Here is a 15,867-nt window from a genome sequence, read left to right on the forward strand (position 1 = left end):
GTTCCGGCCGTGTCGCTTTGGCGCCGTAGGGCCTTCTACTGCAGGGATCCTAGCAGGGGCAGGTACTGCTGGGCGCTTTCGGGAACCGTCAGCGTGATGCGCTGCCCGTAGGCTTCCACGGTCACGTAGCCGGGGTTGTCGTACGTGGTGACCGACGCTTCCACTCCGCCGTACGTGCCGCTGAACGAACCCGTCGGCGACGCCTCTGCGGGCAAAGAGGAAGCTTTCCAGCTGTCGATGTTCAAGCTGGCCACGGCTTCTTCCACCTGCGCCGTGCTCAAACCGGTTGCGTTGGCGATGGCCTCGCTGTTCGCGGCAAGGGCGTCTTGCACGTTCGACTTGATGCCCGATGCGTCGATGGCCGCGTTCGCGGCATTGTTCTTCACGTCGCTGACCAGCGATGAGACCGGATCTGAGGCAGAGCCTCCGCTTGGGGAAGGCGCCATGAGCAGGGCGACCGAGCCGGCTATGAGCAGGGCGATGAGTCCTAGGAATACGCCGAGAACTTTCTTCATCGAAGGTGTCTCCTTTCGAGCTCGGGCTACGAGGGCGCCGCCGGTGGTGCGTTTTCTGGATCGGATGGAGAACGGCTGTTGGGCTGTTCGGCGGCCATCCCGAACCATAGCCTATACGAGAATCGATCGCTTCATGAAACGTCCGCGCCATCTTCAGAGCCTGGGGACGAAATCCCCACTCGATTTCCGGAACTGGCCCTTCGGCCGCGAAGCGCGCGCCGTGCGACGCCTGCCGCACAGCGGGCCAGTGCCCGCGCGAAGGGCGTCGGGTTCGTTTCGGCTTGGGTAAAGTTCTCCTCCCTTCGCTCAAAATCGTGTATGCTAGCGTCTATTGCGTCGCGGACGGCGCGTCGCAAGCGCGCTTTTGCGCGTTTTCATCCCCGCACACGTTAATAAATAGGTGGGGCAACCGTGTGAACGATGCGAGGCCGCCAAGGCGGCTGGTTAGACAGGAGGGAACCGCGTGAAGCTGGTGGTAACCGAGAAGAACGACGCGGCTCAGAAGATCGCCGATTTGCTCGGCGTGAAGAAACCGAAGGCGGACAAGGTGTACTCCACGCCGGTGTACCGATTCGACGTCGAAGGCGAGGAATGGGTGACCATCGGCCTGCGCGGCCACATCCTGGAGCCCGATTTCACTCCCGCCATGGTGTACAAGAAGCGCGGCGGCTGGCAAGGCGTCACCGAGGAGGGGGAGACGTTTCCCGCGGACCTGCCCGACACGCTTGCGAAGCCCCCTTTCAAAAAGAAGAAGCCCTTCACCGAGGACGGCGTGGAGCTGAAGGCGTGGAAGATGGATGCGCTTCCGTACTTGGTGTACGCGCCCATCAAGAAGCTCCCCAAGGAAAAAGAGATCATCCGCTCCTTGAAGAACCTAGCGAAAAAGGCCGACTCCATCGTGATCGCAACCGACTTCGACCGAGAGGGCGAACTGATCGGGAGCGACGCCCTCAGCTGCATGCAAGAGGTGAACCCGACCGCGCCCGTGTCGCGCGCGCGGTATTCGGCGTTCACGAAAGAGGAGATCACGCATGCGTTCGACAACCTGGTCGAGCTTGACGTGAACCTGGCGAGCGCCGGCGCGTCGCGCCAGGACATCGACCTTATCTGGGGCGCGGTGCTCACGCGCTACCTGACGCTCGTCAAATTCGCAGGGTACGGCAACGTGCGCTCGTCCGGTCGCGTGCAAACGCCCACGCTCGCGCTCATCGTGGCGAAGGAGCGCGAGCGCCTTGCGTTCGTTCCCGAGGACTACTGGGTGATCCGAGGCGCGTTCGGGGCCGAGCCCGACGCGTTCGAGGCACCGCATGCCACCGCGCGCTTCAAGAGCGAAGCCGAGGCCAACGCCGTCATGGCTCACGTCGACGGCGCGGCAAGCGCCACGGTGGCCTCGATCGAGAAGCGCAAGCGCACGGTGCAGCCGCCGGCTCCGTTCAACACCACGTCGCTCATGGCGGCGGCGTCCGCCGAAGGCCTGAGCCCTGCGCGCACGATGCGCATCGCCGAGAGCCTGTACATGGACGGCTACATATCCTATCCGCGCGTCGACAACACGGTGTACCCGTCTTCGCTCGATTTGGCGGAAACCGTGAAGGCTATTTCCGGGAATCCGGCTTACGCGCCGTATTGCAAAGAGCTGTTGGCGAAAGACCAGCTCACGGCTACGCGCGGCAAGAAGGAGACGACGGACCACCCGCCTATCTACCCCACGGCAAAAGCCACTCCCGACGATCTGGCGCCCGCCGACTACAAGCTGTACAACCTGATCGCGCGCCGGTTCCTGGCCACGCTGTCCGAACCTGCCGTGGTGGAGGGCACGAAGGTCACGCTCGACGTGAACGCCGAGCCGTTCGTTGCGAAGGGCGACGTGCTGGTGAAGCCCGGGTTCCGCGCGATCTACCCCTACGGGCTGAAGAAGGACGAGCAGCTGCCCGTCCTTTCCGAGGGGCAGGCGATCGCGTTCGGCGGTGCCACCTGCACGAAGAAGCAGACCGAGCCGCCCGCGCGCTACAGCCAAGGCAAGCTCATCCAGGAGATGGAGAAGCTGGGCCTGGGCACGAAGTCCACGCGCCACGCCATCATCGAGCGCCTGTACACGGTGAAGTACATCCAGAACGACCCCATCGAACCCAGCCAGCTGGGCATGGCCGTATGCGACGCGCTCGACAAGTTCGCCCCGCACATCACGCACCCCGAGATGACGGCCGAGCTGGAAGAGGAGATGGACCGCATCGCCGAAGGACGCACCACGAAGACCGACGTGGTCACCACGAGCCGCAACCTTCTGGCCGAGCAGCTGGCCAGCTTGCTGCCGCATTCGGAGGAGGTTAAAGATGCCCTAGCCGACGCCGTGGCCGCCGACGCGTACGTGGGGCCGTGCCCGAAATGCGGCAAGGACCTGCAGCTGCGCGCGTCGCAGAAGACGCGCAGCATGTTCATCGGCTGCGCTGGCTGGCCCGATTGCGACGTGACCTACCCCTTGCCGAAGGGCAAGGTGGAGGCTGTGCCCGAGCCGTGCCCGACCTGCGGCATGCCTCAAGTGAAGGTGACGGCGTTTCGCTCGAAGCCGCGTACCATCTGCATCGATCCGCATTGCTCCACCAACAAAGAACCCGACGTGGTGGTGGGCGAGTGCCCGGCCTGCAAGGAGAAGGGCATCGCCGCGAAGCTGATCGCGCAGAAGAACCCCCGCACCTTGAAGCGCTTCATCCGCTGCGAGAACTACGACGATTGCGGCACGGGCTACCCGCTGCCCCAGTACGGCGCCCTTGCCGCCACCGACGAGGTGTGCGAGCACTGCGGCGCGCCGATGGTCATCGTCACCACGAACCGCGGCCCCTGGAAGCTGTGCCCGAACTTCGATTGTCCGGGCAAGGAGCAGGACGAGGCGAAGGGCGCCAAGGGCAAGGCTCCCGCCAAGAAGGCGCCTGCGAAAAGCAGTGCCAAGAAGCCTCCGGCGAAGAAGCCGGCTGCAAAGAAATAGCGTGATCGCGAACGACCGATCCTAACGTCGAAGGGCCCCGCATGACGGGGCCCTTCGACGTGGATGACGGCTGCTCGGCTTCCGCTCGCTCGTGTCGCAACGCGCCGGTCCGGTGCGTTGCAGGCTACGCTTGCGCGTTCTCGATGGCGCGGTACAGGTCGGTTCCCTGGGCGTCCACCGCCACGAAGCAGGGGAAGTCTTGCAGCGTCAGGCGGCGCAGCGCCTCGGTCCCCAGGTCTTCCCAGGCTATCGTCTCGCTTGCGACCACGTGGGTGGCCAGCAGCGCGGCGATGCCGCCGACTGCCGCAAAGTACGCGCTGCCGTTGCGCACGCAAGCGTCGATGACGTCGGCTGCGCGCTTTCCCTTCCCGATGCACGCGATCACGCCCGCATCCATGAGCGCGGGCGTGGCGAAGTCCATGCGGCTCGCCGTGGTGGGACCCACCGACCCAAGGGGCCTGCCCGCGGCGGCAGGGGTGGGACCGGCGTAGAACAGCGTCTGCCCTTCTAGGTCGTACGGCAGGCGCCCGTCCGCGCGCAGCGCTTCGAGTGCGCGCGCATGCCCGGCGTCGCGCATGGTGTAGACGGGTCCTGAGAGGCGCACTTCCTGCCCAGCCTTCAGGCGGCCGACTTGCTCGCGATCAAGGGGCAACGTCAGATGGACGGCGCTCGGCTCGCTTTGGTCCGCAGGGGCGTCGGATTCGCAACGTGAAAGCTCGTTCATCGTTCATCACTCCAGGAAATCAGCTCGACGGATGCGGTTCGCATGGCGCAGCAGCCCATGTTCACGGCTACGGGCAGCGCGGCGATGTGGCAGGGCGCCGTTTCCACGTGCACGGCCAAGGCGGTGGTCGATCCGCCAAGGGCTGCGGGCCCTATGCCGGTTGCGTTCACGGCGCGCAACAGCTCGTCTTCGAACCGGGCCGTTTCGGGCGTGGCCGCCGGGCTTCCGATCGGCCTGAGCAGCGCGTGCTTCGCCAGGCCCGCCACCTTGTCGAACGTGCCGCCTACGCCTACGCCGACGATGAGCGGGGGGCACGCGTTCGCGGCCTTCTCGCGCACGCATTCGAGAATCGTTCGGCGCACGCCTTCGGCTCCGGCTCCCGGAGCCAGCATGACCACGCGGGAGGCGTTGTCCGACCCGCCGCCTTTCAGCATCACGTGCAGGGTGGCGCCCTTTCCGGGACGGAAGCTGACTTCCGTGAACGCCGGAGTGTTGTCGGACGTGTTGGTTCGGTCGGTCAGGGCGTCGCGCACCACGCTCATGCGCAGGCGCGCGTCCGCGTAGGCTCGCGCGACGGCGTCGTTCACCAGCGAAAGCGCGTTTCCGGGCAGCATGAGGTCTTCGCCGACCTCCAGGCTGACCCAGACCGTGCCCGTGTCCTGGCAGATCGGCACGCCGTCCTGCTGCGCGATGCGTGCGTTTTCGAGCACTTGGCCCAGCACTGCCCGCGCGCGCGGCTCGCGTTCCGTTTCTCTCGCGCGCTCGATGCCGGCTCGAACGTCTTCGCGCAGCGTCACAGCGCATTCGACGATGCTTTGGTAGACGGCGTCGGCCATCGCTTCAGCGGTCGGCCCCGGCTTTCGTTGCGGGTGCGTCATAGGCGGTTCTCCTTCGCTTGGGGTTCGGGCTATTCTACCACGGAGGCGCGGCGCGGCCGCGCCGCTCGTCTTCGGGCGCCGGCTTCCCCCGGACGGTCGATGCTGCCGGCATGCCCGCGCCGCCGCATGCCGCCGGGCCTCGTTTCGGGCGCGCATGTGTTTTTTGCATCAGCGCGGCCCAAGAAAGCGCCTCCGGCAGCGCGGGGCCGCCCCTCCCGGCGCGCGAAGGTATATAATTGTTCGCGATCGCCGAAATCAGCCGAAGGATAGAGCATGAACTTGAACGAAGAATCGCTGCGCTTGCACAAGGAATGGCGCGGCAAGCTTGATACCGTCCCGAAGATGGACATCGCAACGCGCGAGGCCCTGTCGCTGGCCTACACGCCGGGCGTAGCGGAGCCGTGCCGCAAGATCGCGGAGGATCCGCAGGCCGCGTACGAATACACGATGAAGGCGAACACCGTCGCCGTGGTCAGCGATGGCAGCGCCGTCTTGGGTCTGGGCAACATCGGGCCTTTGGCGGCCATGCCGGTCATGGAGGGAAAGTGCGCGCTGTTCAAGGCGTTCGGCGGCGTGAACGCGGTGCCGTTGTGCCTGGACACGCAGGACACCGACGAGATCGTCGAGACCGTGGTGCGCCTGGCCCCGTCGTTCGGCGGCATCAACCTGGAAGACATTGCAGCTCCGCGCTGCTTCGAGATCGAGCAGCGCCTGATCGAGGCGCTCGACATCCCGGTGTTTCACGACGACCAGCACGGCACCGCCATCGTGGTGCTGTCGGGCGTCATCAATGCGCTGCGCTTGACCGGCAAGCGCAAGCAGGACTGCCGCGTGGTGGTCAACGGCGCGGGGTCAGCGGGCATCGCCATCGCGAAGCTGCTTTTGAGCTACGGGTTCCGCCATCTGACGCTGGTCGACCGTTGCGGCATCATCTGCTCGAAGTCCCAGGGCATCAACGAGGCCCAGCGCGCCATGCTGGAAGTAACGAACCTGTCCGACGCCGAAGGCTCGCTGGCCGACGCCTTGGCAGGCGCCGACGTGTTCGTGGGCGTGTCCGCGCCGAACCTGGTCAGCGCCGACATGGTTCGCTCCATGAACGACGACGCCATCCTGTTCGCCATGGCCAATCCCGATCCTGAGATCTACCCGGACGTGGCCAAGGCCGCCGGCGCGCGCGTCGTGGGCACCGGCCGCTCCGATTTCCCGAACCAGATCAACAACGTGGTGGCGTTCCCCGGCATCTTCAAGGGCGCGCTCGAGGGACGCGCGACGCGCATCACCGAGGCCATGAAGCTGGCGGCTGCCGAAGCGCTGGCCGGGCTCGTGTCCGACGAGGAGCTGTGCGAGGACTTCATCATGCCTGAGCCGTTCGACCCGCGCGCAGTGGAGTGCGTGGCGAAGGCGGTCAAGGACTGCGTGGAGGATTAGCGGCATGCCCGAAACGCAAGATCTTGCCCCGCGGGGCATCTTCATAACGTTCGAGGGGGGCGAAGGCGCCGGCAAGACCACCCACATTCGTTTTCTAGCAGAAGCGCTGCGCGCGCACGGTCGCGAAGTGCTGTGCCTGCGCGAGCCCGGCGGCACCGACATCGGCGAGCAACTGCGTGCCGTGGTGCTCGACCCGCGCAACGTCGCCATGACCGACGAGGCCGAGCTGCTGATCTACGAAGCCGCGCGCGCCCAGCTGGTGAAGCAGGTTATCGCGCCTGCGCTTGCGCGCGGCGTGGTGGTGCTGTGCGACCGGTTCACGGATTCCACGGTTGCCTACCAGGCATACGGTCGCGGGCTTTCGCGCGAATTCGTGGACGGGGCGAACGCTTTTGCCTGCCAAGGGCTGCGGCCCGACCGGACCATCCTCATGGCCACGGGCGGCACGGCGCGCACGGGCCTTGCGCGCGCGACGCATCGCGGCGCCGATCGCCTTGAGCGCGCGGGCGAAGAGTTCCACGCGCGCGTGAACGAGGCGTTTATGGACATCGCGCGACGCGATCCCGATCGTGTTCGCGTAGTGACCTCGGCCGATCGCAAGTCGCGTACCGCTTCGGCTGTGTTCTCGCAGTTGAAGGACTTGTTTCCCTGGATGGCCGACGTCGAGCAGCGCGACCCTGCGTTTTTCGATCGCCTGGACGTGAAGCGTAGCCAGGTCGGTCGCGCGGGGCTGCGATCGTCCGCTGAAAGCGCGCCGGGCGCGTCGCAGGGGGTCTGATCCGTGGCCGACGCGTTCGAGAACATACTGGGGCAGCCGAAGGTGCGCGAGTTCTTGCGCGCCACGGTATCTCAGGACAAAGTGAGCCATGCGTACCTGTTCACGGGTCCGGCTGGGTCGAACAAGACGCTTGCGGCCTACGCGTTCGCCCAGGCGGTTCTGTGCCCGAAGGGTCCGCAAGGCCCGCGCGGCGGCAACTGCGGCGCATGCGACGCGTGTCGGTGCATCATGCGCAAAAAGCATCCTGACGTGCGCTATTTCGCGCCGGAAGGTGCCAGCGGGTACTTGGTGGAGCAGATTCGCGACATCGTTTCCGACACGTCGTTCGCTCCCATTCAGGCCAAGAAGAAGATATACATCCTCGATCGCGTGGACCTTCTGGGCGTGCAGGCGGCGAACGCGTTTCTCAAGACGCTCGAAGAGCCTCCGTCGGATGTCGTGCTCATCCTGCTCGGCCGTACGCGCGAAAGCGTGCTGCCCACCATTCTCTCGCGTTGCCAGGTGGTGCCGTTTCGCACCATCCCGGCCAGCGAAGCCGCCGGCATCATCGTGCAGAATTCGGGCGCCTCGCTCGAACAGGCCCGCATGGCGCTCGAAGCATGCAACGGGTCCATCACGCGCGCCGTGGAATTCCTCAAGTCCAACGAGCGCTTGGGCTTTCGCCGACGCGTGCTCGAAGTGGTCGGCTGCCTGCGCAAAGCGGACGATTGGGACGTCATCGGGTTCGCAAGCGAGTTGGTGGTGCTGGTCAAGGCGCCGCTCGACGTGGCGCGGGCCGAACAGGAGCAGGAGCTGGCCGAGAACGCCGATTTCCTGGCGAAGTCGGCCATCCGTCAAATCGAGGCGCGCAACAAGCGCCAGCTGACGGCGAAGACCTTCGAGTCGCTGCGGCATCTGACCGCCGTCGTGCGCTCGTGGCTGCGCGACGTCGTGGCCGTGTGCGCGGAAACGCCGGAGCTCGTCATAAACGTGGACGTGCGCGAGTCCATCGCCGAAACGGCGGCGGTCACCGACGAGGCGCGTGCTGCCGCGGCGTTGGCGTGCGTGCGTCGCTGCGACGAGGCTATCTCGTATAATGTATCTCCCGAGACGTGCATCGACGCGATGCTGTTCGAAATTCGTGACACGCTGTACGGTCGCGCGCCCCATGCTTCGGGCGCGTCGACCCGGATAAGATAGAGAGGTGCGCCATGGTTCGCATAGCGCCTGTTAACCTGTACTACAATCCCAAAACGCTCTGGTTCGACGCCGGGGACCTCGACGTGCGCACCGGCGACGGCGTGGTGGTGTCCACCGCGCGCGGAATCGAGTTCGGCCGGGCTTCGGGCGATGTGTTCGAGGCTGACGAAGCTCAGGTGAAGAAGCTGAAAAGCCCACTCAAGCCGGTGAAGCGCATCGCTTCGCCCGAGGACGAGGCTCAAGCGGCCGCCATGGAGCGCAAGAGCGCCGAGGCCCTTCCCGTGTTCAAGGAGATGGCCGCCGAGGCAAGCGCCGACATGCACCCCGTTTCGGTGGAGTACCTGTTCGACGGCGACAAAGCCATCTTCTACTTCGAGGCGGAGGAGCGCGTGGACTTTCGCGAGCTGGTGCGAAAGCTGGCCTCGTACTTCCATGTGCGCATCGACATGCGCCAGATCGGCGTGCGCGACGAAGCCCGCATGGTGGGAGGGCTGGGCCATTGCGGCCAGGAGCTGTGCTGCAAGCGCTTGGGCGGCGAGTTCTGCCCCGTGTCCATCCGCATGGCGAAAGAGCAGGATCTTTCCCTCAACCCGCAGAAGATCTCGGGCGTGTGCGGCCGCCTTATGTGCTGCCTGCGCTACGAATTCGATGCCTACAAGGATTTCAAGAGCCGCGCGCCCAAGCAGAATTCTCAGGTGGAAACCCCTATCGGCACGGCCAAGGTGATCGATCTGGACGTGCCGCGCGAAGTGGTGACGCTCAAGGTCGACGGCGAGAAGCCCGTGAAGGTGCCCCTGGCTGATTTCGATCCGCCCGAGGAAGGCGTGCAGCGCCCGAAGGTGGTGGGCTCGGAGGCTTGGGAGAACGCGACGGCCCAGGCGGCTATCGGGGTTGCCGGGGAGTCCACGGTGTTCGCAACCTCGCAGCTGACGGGCTCGGACAAGCTGGCCGATCCTTCCGCCGTGCGTCGAACCGGACGCGGTGGGCAGAAGCCCGCGCGCGGCGGGTCGAACGGAAACGGCAAGCAGCAGGGGCGCAACGGCGGGGGTCGTGGCGGCTCGAACAAGGTTTCCGAGTCCGGTTCGCCTTCGGGCCGCAAGCCGCGCCGTCGTCGTTCGACGAAGGTCGGGGGAGAAGCGGGCGCCGCCGAGGCGGCCGAAGCCCCCAAGCGCCGCCAGAGCCAGGGCAGCCAGCAGAAGTCGCAGCAGCCGGGTCAAGGCCAGAAGAAGCAGGGCGGCTCCAAGAAGCAGCAGCCCCGCACGTCCGATGCCAAGAAGCAGCAGCCACGTTCGGGCGAGGCCAAGCAGCCGGCGCGCGCCGGCGACGCCAAGAAGCAGGGGCCGCGTCCCGGCCAGAAGTCGTCGGGCTTGCGTCAGCAGAAGCCCCAGCAGAAGTCTCCGCAGAAGCAGGGCGGTGCTCCTCGTCCGGATCGTAACACAAGCGACCAGGGCAAACCGGCAGGAGAAGGCGGGCATCGCCGCGCGCGTCGTCGCAGCCACCGGTCGGGAGGCGACGGCTCGTCGGGCGGATCGAACGGTTCTGCGGACAACGCCAGCAACAGCTAGGAGGGGCAAGATCTCATGAGGATCGATTACGAGCTTCTGACCGATCTGTACCAGTTGACCATGGCTCAGGGGTATTGGGAAACGGGCCAGGGCGACACGCAGGCTTGCTTTCACATGTATTTTCGCGATTACCCGTTCAAGGGCGGCTATGCCGTGGCATGCGGCCTGGCGCAGCTGGCGGACCTGGTCGATACGTTCGAGTTCACGGACGACGATGTCGCGTATCTGGCCTCGCTCGATGCTCCGGGCGGCGGGTCGTTGTTCAAGCCGGAGTTTCTCGACTACCTGAGAACCTTCAGGCTCAACGTCGACATCGACGCGGTGCCCGAAGGAACCATCGTGTTTCCCCATGAGCCCATCGTGCGCGTGGTCGGGCCTATCATGGATTGCCAGTTGGTGGAGACCGCGCTGCTCAACTGCGTGAACTTCCAGACGCTTATCGCAACGAAGGCCGCGCGCGTGTGCCTGGCCGCTCAAAGCCCCGTGGCCGAGTTCGGCTTGCGCCGTGCGCAGGGCGCGGGCGGCGGCCTGTGGGCTAGCCGCGCCGCCGTGGTGGGCGGATGCGCGTCTACGTCGAACGTGCTGGCGGGCAAGCTGTTCGACCTGCCGGTTTCGGGGACGCATGCCCATTCGTGGGTCATGTCGTTTCCCGACGAGCTCACGGCTTTCCGCGCCTATGCCGAGGCGTTTCCGAAGAACTGCGTGCTTCTGGTCGACACCTACGATGTCGAGCAGGGGATTGAAAACGCCATTACGGTTGGTCTTGAGATGCGCGATCGCGGCGAGCGCTTGAGCGGCATTCGCATCGATTCGGGCGACTTGTCGTGGCTTGCGAAGATGGCTCGACGCATGCTTGACGAGGCGGGTTTGAGCGACTGCGGCATCGTCTTGTCGAACGATTTGGACGAATACGCCATCCAGTCCATTCGCGACGAAGGCGCTCGGGTGAGCTCATGGGGCGTGGGCACGAAACTTGCCTGCGCGTACGACCAGCCCACCTTGGGCGGCGTCTACAAGCTGTCCGCAACGCGCGCGCCGGGCGACGCGGCATGGACGGATCGCATCAAGATATCCGAGTCGGCGGCGAAGCTGACCACGCCGGGCGTTTTGGACGTGCGGCGCTACTTCTACTGCGACGGCGGTCGGCTGGCCGGCGATATGGTGTTCGACGTGAACGCGGGCGTCGGCGTGCGCGAGGTCATCGTGGATCCGTCGGATGACCTGCGACAGAAAAACCTCGCGGGCTTGTGCTTCGAGACGCTGCTCAAGCCGTTGGCGCGTGCTGGCGAAACGGTGCTCGCTCCCGAGTTCCGCTCTGCTTTGGCGGCGCGCGAGCGGGCTCGCGCGGGGCTTGCTACGCTCGATGAGAGCCAGAAGCGCATGCTGCATGCGCATACGTATCCCGTTGGCCTCGAATATGGTCTTTTTGAGCGCCGTCGCGATTTGGTTGTGCGGCTGCGGGGCATCGCGTAAGTTTGATAGAGGGAAGCCGGGCGCCAGCCCGTTTGCCGTCGTCCGTTCCAGCTCGAGGAAGGAAGCTATGATCAAGATACTGACCGATTCGGTGGCCTCCATTCCCGCCGACATGGCGAAAGCTGCGGGCGTCGAGGTGATCACGCTTTTCGTGAACCGTGCGGGCGTAGAGTACGCCGACGCGACGATGGATCTCGACGAGTTCTATGCAGGTATCTACGATATGGTCGACGATATCCCCACCTCGAGCCAGCCCTCTCAGCTGACGCTCGAGCGGGCGTTCGAAGAGGCGGCGCTCGATGGCGACGACGTGCTGGGGATATTCATCTCCACCGGTTTGTCGGGCACGTACGAAGGGGCCGTGCGCGCCGCGCGGGCCGTGAAGGCGCGCAACATCCATTTCTCCTACGTCATGATCGACTCCGCATCGTGCGGGTTCGACGAGGCGTGGCCCGTGCTCGATGCCGTTGCCGCACGCGATGCGGGCGAAGACCTGGCGGGATGCGCCGCCGCCGCTCTTTCCGGCATCGAGTCCACGCGCTTTCTGTTCACGCCGGAGACCTTGACGTTTCTGCAGAAAGGAGGCCGCATCGGCAACGCGGCGGCTCTTTTGGGGAATCTGATCCAGCTTGCTCCCGTCTTGACGGTAACCGATGGGTCCGCCACTACGCTTGCGAAGGTCCGCACGCGCAAGAAGGCCCTCGAAAGGATCGTGTCGACGTTCAAGCAAGACGTCGAGGAGCGCGGCTTGAAGAACGTGGTCGTCCATTACATAGGCGACAAGGCTCCGGCGGTCGAATGGGCGCGCGAAGTCATCGACCCGCTTGTCGGCCGCGCGGTGGACGTGCTGCCGGTGAGCCCCGTCATCGGGTTGCATGTGGGACCCGCCGTCGGACTGGCGTACGAATGCGCCGCGCCCGTAGCCGGAAAGCTGACGGCTACGGTTCGCACGCGCGTCGTTTCGTCGTAACGCCCGAACGAACCATCGTCCAAATCGCTCAACAGCGAAGGAAGCGAGACATATTACTATGCAGCATCAATGCAACCTTATTATCGACTCCTGTTGCGACCTGCCCTTCGAGGTGGTCGATCGGGAAGGCGTCGAGTTGATTAAGTTCCCCTACGTCATGCGCGACGGGGAGCATGCGGACGATCTGTACCAGACGTCGTCGGCGTACGATTTCTACCAGGCTATGCGCGACGGCGACGAGCCGACCACGGCGCAGGTTCCCGTGCCGGTGTTTCGCGACGCGTTCACGCGCGCTATCGAAAGCGGCGTGCCCACGGTGTACCTGAGCTTTTCAAGCGGCCTGTCGGGCAGCTACGATGCCGCCGCCCTTGTCCACGAGCAGTTGATGGCCGAGCATCCCGAGGCCGAGCTGTACCTGGTCGATACGCGTTTGGCTTCGATCGCCGAGGCGCTTCTCGTGCACGAGGCGCTGCGTCAGCGCGACAATGGGCTCACGGCGCACGAGCTGGCGCTTTGGGCCGAAGAAGCGCGCTTTTTCGTGGACGCCGAGTTCATGGTGGACGACCTGGAATCCCTTCGCCGGGGCGGGCGCATCCCCGGTTCGGTTGCGTACGCCGGTTCCAAGCTTGATGTGAAGCCGCTGCTCACCATCACCTGCGACGGCAAGCTGTCCTTGTCGGGCGTGGCGCGCGGACGGAAGAAGGGAATCAAGCAGCTGGCCGATTACTACCACAAGCGCAAAGCCGATTCCCGGCCGGGTCGTTTCGTGGTCATCGGCAATGCCGATTGCCCGAAGGATGCGGCGCGACTGAAAGACGCGCTCGCGAAGGAAGACGACAGCATCCTGTTTCTGGAGAGCAGTATCGGGCCGGTCATCGGAAGCCATGTGGGGCCCGGCATGATCGCAGTGGTGTTCTGGGGAAACGACAAGCGCGAGGAGCTGTCCGTGGCGGACCGCATCGCGAAGAAGGTAAAGGGCGGGGAGTGAGGATTTCAATGGAGAGCACGTATGCGTTTGTAGGGGACCAGACGGTGGGCGCCATGGTGGAGGCGCGCATGGAGGCTGCAGGATGCAGCCGCGCGGAGAGCGTCGCCGAAGCCGATACGGTGATCACGTACTACACGACGCAGACCGCCTTGGAGGATGCGTACTTCGACGAAAGAGGCTTGATCCAGTCGGCTTGCCCGGGCACCCTGCTGATCGACCTGTCTTCGTCCACTCCGAGCTTCGCGCGCGAGCTTAACGCGGTGGCCGTGGTAAGCGATTTGGTTTCCGTGGAAGCCCCGCTTATCGTGCTCGACCTGTCTCTTCCCGATGCGTTCGCCAAGAAGGACAACCTTGCGTGCCTCGTGGGAGGCGAGGAGGACGCCGTGCAGCGAGCGCTTCCCGTGGTGGAGGCCCTTGCAGGGGATGTGCAGGATACGGGCGGCCCGGGGTCGGCGCAGCTTGCGCGCGCGGCGTACACGCTGCAGACCACGGCTCAGGTTATTTCCGCCATCGAGGCGGATGCTCTGTACCGCGTCGTTCGGCGTTCGTCGGCGGTTCCCGGTCGCGGGGTCGGACGCGTGGGCGCTGCAACGCCGGTTGCCGAGCAGGTTCTTGCGGCGGTCGAGACCGGCAGCTTTGCGGGCACCTATACGGTGGAGATGCTCATGTCCGAACTGTCGGCTGCTTTGACGGCCGCCGATGACGTGGACCTGATACTGCCCCAGGGCGAAGCATGCCTGCACCTGCTGGAGCTTTTGGCCGTCATCGGCGGAACCGGGAAAGCGCCTTCCGCCCTGTCGTTGGTGTACGGCGACGAATCGGCCTGCGCGGCCGAGGGGCTTGACTGGACGCGCGCCGAGCAGACGTACGGCGACGCTTCGGACGACCTCGGGTTTTCCGAGTACGACGACGTCGAGGACGGCTGCGGGTGCGGTCACGATCATTCCGGGGACGACCCGTATTCGGGGTATTCGATCTATCCCGGATATTCGGCTAACTAAGGTTCGGCGGTCCGGGATCGCCGAAGCCTTGCAATGTCGAGGGCGGACGCGAGATTCGGTTTCGTCGATCGATAGGGGAAAGCACTATGACCGACATCATGCTTCCCGCCGCGTGCGACCTGTGCCCGCGCGCCTGCGGCGCAAACCGCTATGCGGGAAAGCGCGGCGCGTGCGGGGCGGACGACAAGCTGATGGTTGCGCGCGCTGCGCTGCATTTTTGGGAAGAACCTCCCATCAGCGGGACGCGGGGCAGCGGCACCGTGTTCTTCGCCGGCTGCCCGCTGCGTTGCTCGTATTGCCAGAACGCGGTCATCGCCGTAGGGGGCGCGGGCGCGCCTATCGGCGTCGATCGCCTGGCGGATATATGCCTGGAGCTTGAAGGCCAGGGCGCGCTCAACGTGAACTTCGTCACTCCGACCCAGTACGCCTTGCAGGCGAGGGCGGCCGTTGAAAAGGCGCGCGCCCTCGGTCTGACGGTGCCGGTCGTATGGAACACCTCGGGGTACGAGACGGTTCGCAGCGTGCGGGCGAACGCAGGCGTCGTCGATGCGTATCTGACCGATTTCAAGTACGCCGATCCCGCCTTGGCCGCGCGCTACTCGAACGCCCCCGATTACCCTGCCGTCGCCCTTGCTGCGCTCGAGGCCATGGTGGAAGAAGCCGGTCCTCCTCGGTTCGACGAGGTGGACGGCGAGCGTCGCCTTATCGGCGGCGTGGTGGTGCGCCACCTTATGCTGCCGGGCGCGTTGGAAGATTCCAAGCGCGTCGTGCGCTTGATCCGCGAGCGCTTCGCGGACAGCGTGTTGCTGTCGCTCATGAATCAGTACACGCCGGTTTTGCCCGAAGCGGCCGCTTCGGGCGATGCACGGGCGGCGGCATGTTTGGACAGATGCCCGGAATTGGCGCACCGCGTTCCCGACCGCGAATACGAGCTTCTCCTTGATTTCGCAGATGCTCTTGGCATCGAGGATTACTTTTGGCAAGAGGGGGGCGCTGCCGAAGACAGCTTTATTCCGCCGTTCGACCTGGTGGGAGTGCATAGCGGTGATTCGGAATAGCTTCAGCTGAGCAAATTTCCAAACTTTTCGAAAAAAGTTCTTGACGCCGGGCGGGGGCACGGGTAGTATATCTCCTTGCGCTTCGGGCTTCGGCTTGAAGCGGAGAACCTTGAAAACCGGATACTGAGAAGCAGAACAAGCGAGAAAAAAGCCAAGTGAACGGATCCGCATGAGACGGACCCCGGCCGGCCGCGGACCCCTCGGGGGAGCGGGCGGCGGGAAACCAAGATCGAACGCGGCAGCGATGCCGCACTCTTTTAAACGGAGAGTTTGATCCTGGCTCAGGATGAACGCTGGCGGCGTGCCTAACACATGCAAGTCGAACGG

The 15,867-nt window shown here is 65.1% G+C and carries 13 protein-coding genes and 1 rRNA gene; 11 read left to right on the forward strand and 3 right to left on the reverse strand.

What is annotated here, in order from left to right:
• Positions 1–35: 35 nt before the first annotated feature.
• Positions 36–515 (reverse strand): hypothetical protein, encoded by a 480-nt coding sequence (locus LQE90_RS05370; protein WP_216529807.1) that lies wholly within the window; start codon positions 513–515, stop codon positions 36–38.
• 463 nt (positions 516–978) lie between these two features.
• Here LQE90_RS05370 and LQE90_RS05375 point away from each other — a divergent pair, with 463 nt between their 5' ends.
• Positions 979–3,498, forward strand: coding sequence for a DNA topoisomerase I (locus LQE90_RS05375; RefSeq protein WP_216529808.1), 2,520 nt, complete (start codon positions 979–981; stop codon positions 3,496–3,498).
• Positions 3,499–3,622: 124 nt separating this feature from the next.
• Here the strand turns inward: LQE90_RS05375 and LQE90_RS05380 are convergent, their stop codons facing one another.
• Positions 3,623–4,222: a FumA C-terminus/TtdB family hydratase beta subunit gene (locus LQE90_RS05380; RefSeq protein ID WP_216529809.1), complete on the reverse strand. Its 600-nt coding sequence runs from the start codon at positions 4,220–4,222 to the stop codon at positions 3,623–3,625.
• Positions 4,219–5,100 (reverse strand): fumarate hydratase, encoded by an 882-nt coding sequence (locus LQE90_RS05385; protein WP_216529810.1) that lies wholly within the window; start codon positions 5,098–5,100, stop codon positions 4,219–4,221. The genes LQE90_RS05380 and LQE90_RS05385 overlap by 4 nt, the downstream gene beginning before the upstream one ends.
• A gap of 273 nt (positions 5,101–5,373) precedes the next feature.
• On the opposite strand from LQE90_RS05385, the gene LQE90_RS05390 reads away from it, so the two are divergent.
• From LQE90_RS05390 to LQE90_RS05435, 10 genes are all read left to right on the forward strand, one after another.
• A complete protein-coding gene (locus LQE90_RS05390) occupies positions 5,374–6,528 on the forward strand; it encodes an NAD(P)-dependent malic enzyme (RefSeq protein ID WP_216529811.1) in 1,155 nt (384 codons plus the stop codon).
• 4 nt (positions 6,529–6,532) lie between these two features.
• Complete coding sequence (gene tmk, locus LQE90_RS05395) at positions 6,533–7,306, forward strand: dTMP kinase (RefSeq protein WP_114567938.1); 774 nt, start codon at positions 6,533–6,535, stop codon at positions 7,304–7,306.
• Positions 7,307–7,309: 3 nt separating this feature from the next.
• Entirely contained in the window at positions 7,310–8,485 is a 1,176-nt protein-coding gene (locus LQE90_RS05400) for a DNA polymerase III subunit (RefSeq protein WP_216529812.1), read from the forward strand.
• Between the two features lie 11 nt (positions 8,486–8,496).
• Positions 8,497–10,050 carry a PSP1 domain-containing protein gene (locus LQE90_RS05405; protein ID WP_216529813.1) on the forward strand — a complete coding sequence of 518 codons (1,554 nt, stop codon included), beginning with the start codon at positions 8,497–8,499 and terminating at the stop codon, positions 10,048–10,050.
• A 15-nt stretch (positions 10,051–10,065) separates the two neighbouring features.
• Positions 10,066–11,523, forward strand: coding sequence for a nicotinate phosphoribosyltransferase (locus tag LQE90_RS05410; protein ID WP_216529814.1), 1,458 nt, complete (start codon positions 10,066–10,068; stop codon positions 11,521–11,523).
• Positions 11,524–11,590: 67 nt separating this feature from the next.
• Entirely contained in the window at positions 11,591–12,493 is a 903-nt protein-coding gene (locus LQE90_RS05415; protein ID WP_114567942.1) for a DegV family protein, read from the forward strand.
• A 58-nt stretch (positions 12,494–12,551) separates the two neighbouring features.
• Positions 12,552–13,481: a DegV family protein gene (locus tag LQE90_RS05420; protein WP_114567943.1), complete on the forward strand. Its 930-nt coding sequence runs from the start codon at positions 12,552–12,554 to the stop codon at positions 13,479–13,481.
• Between the two features lie 8 nt (positions 13,482–13,489).
• A complete protein-coding gene (locus LQE90_RS05425) occupies positions 13,490–14,482 on the forward strand; it encodes an NAD(P)-binding domain-containing protein (RefSeq protein ID WP_216529815.1) in 993 nt (330 codons plus the stop codon).
• A gap of 86 nt (positions 14,483–14,568) precedes the next feature.
• Entirely contained in the window at positions 14,569–15,540 is a 972-nt protein-coding gene (locus LQE90_RS05430) for a radical SAM protein (RefSeq protein ID WP_114567945.1), read from the forward strand.
• Between the two features lie 258 nt (positions 15,541–15,798).
• Positions 15,799–15,867 (forward strand): 16S ribosomal RNA (locus LQE90_RS05435); the annotation flags it as partial.

The organism is Paraeggerthella hominis, assembly GCF_021044775.1.
Taxonomy (GTDB): domain Bacteria; phylum Actinomycetota; class Coriobacteriia; order Coriobacteriales; family Eggerthellaceae; genus Paraeggerthella; species Paraeggerthella hominis.

What these genes read in the sequence shown, in the direction of transcription:
- LQE90_RS05385 (WP_216529810.1), bottom strand. Translation starts at nt 5,100, where the DNA reads ATGACGCACCCGCAACGAAAGCCGGGGCCGACCGCTGAAGCGATGGCC.
- LQE90_RS05420 (WP_114567943.1), top strand. Translation starts at nt 12,552, where the DNA reads ATGCAGCATCAATGCAACCTTATTATCGACTCCTGTTGCGACCTGCCC.
- LQE90_RS05380 (WP_216529809.1), bottom strand. Translation starts at nt 4,222, where the DNA reads ATGAACGAGCTTTCACGTTGCGAATCCGACGCCCCTGCGGACCAAAGC.
- LQE90_RS05415 (WP_114567942.1), top strand. Translation starts at nt 11,591, where the DNA reads ATGATCAAGATACTGACCGATTCGGTGGCCTCCATTCCCGCCGACATG.
- LQE90_RS05370 (WP_216529807.1), bottom strand. Translation starts at nt 515, where the DNA reads ATGAAGAAAGTTCTCGGCGTATTCCTAGGACTCATCGCCCTGCTCATA.
- LQE90_RS05425 (WP_216529815.1), top strand. Translation starts at nt 13,490, where the DNA reads ATGGAGAGCACGTATGCGTTTGTAGGGGACCAGACGGTGGGCGCCATG.
- LQE90_RS05405 (WP_216529813.1), top strand. Translation starts at nt 8,497, where the DNA reads ATGGTTCGCATAGCGCCTGTTAACCTGTACTACAATCCCAAAACGCTC.
- tmk (WP_114567938.1), top strand. Translation starts at nt 6,533, where the DNA reads ATGCCCGAAACGCAAGATCTTGCCCCGCGGGGCATCTTCATAACGTTC.
- LQE90_RS05390 (WP_216529811.1), top strand. Translation starts at nt 5,374, where the DNA reads ATGAACTTGAACGAAGAATCGCTGCGCTTGCACAAGGAATGGCGCGGC.
- LQE90_RS05410 (WP_216529814.1), top strand. Translation starts at nt 10,066, where the DNA reads ATGAGGATCGATTACGAGCTTCTGACCGATCTGTACCAGTTGACCATG.
- LQE90_RS05430 (WP_114567945.1), top strand. Translation starts at nt 14,569, where the DNA reads ATGACCGACATCATGCTTCCCGCCGCGTGCGACCTGTGCCCGCGCGCC.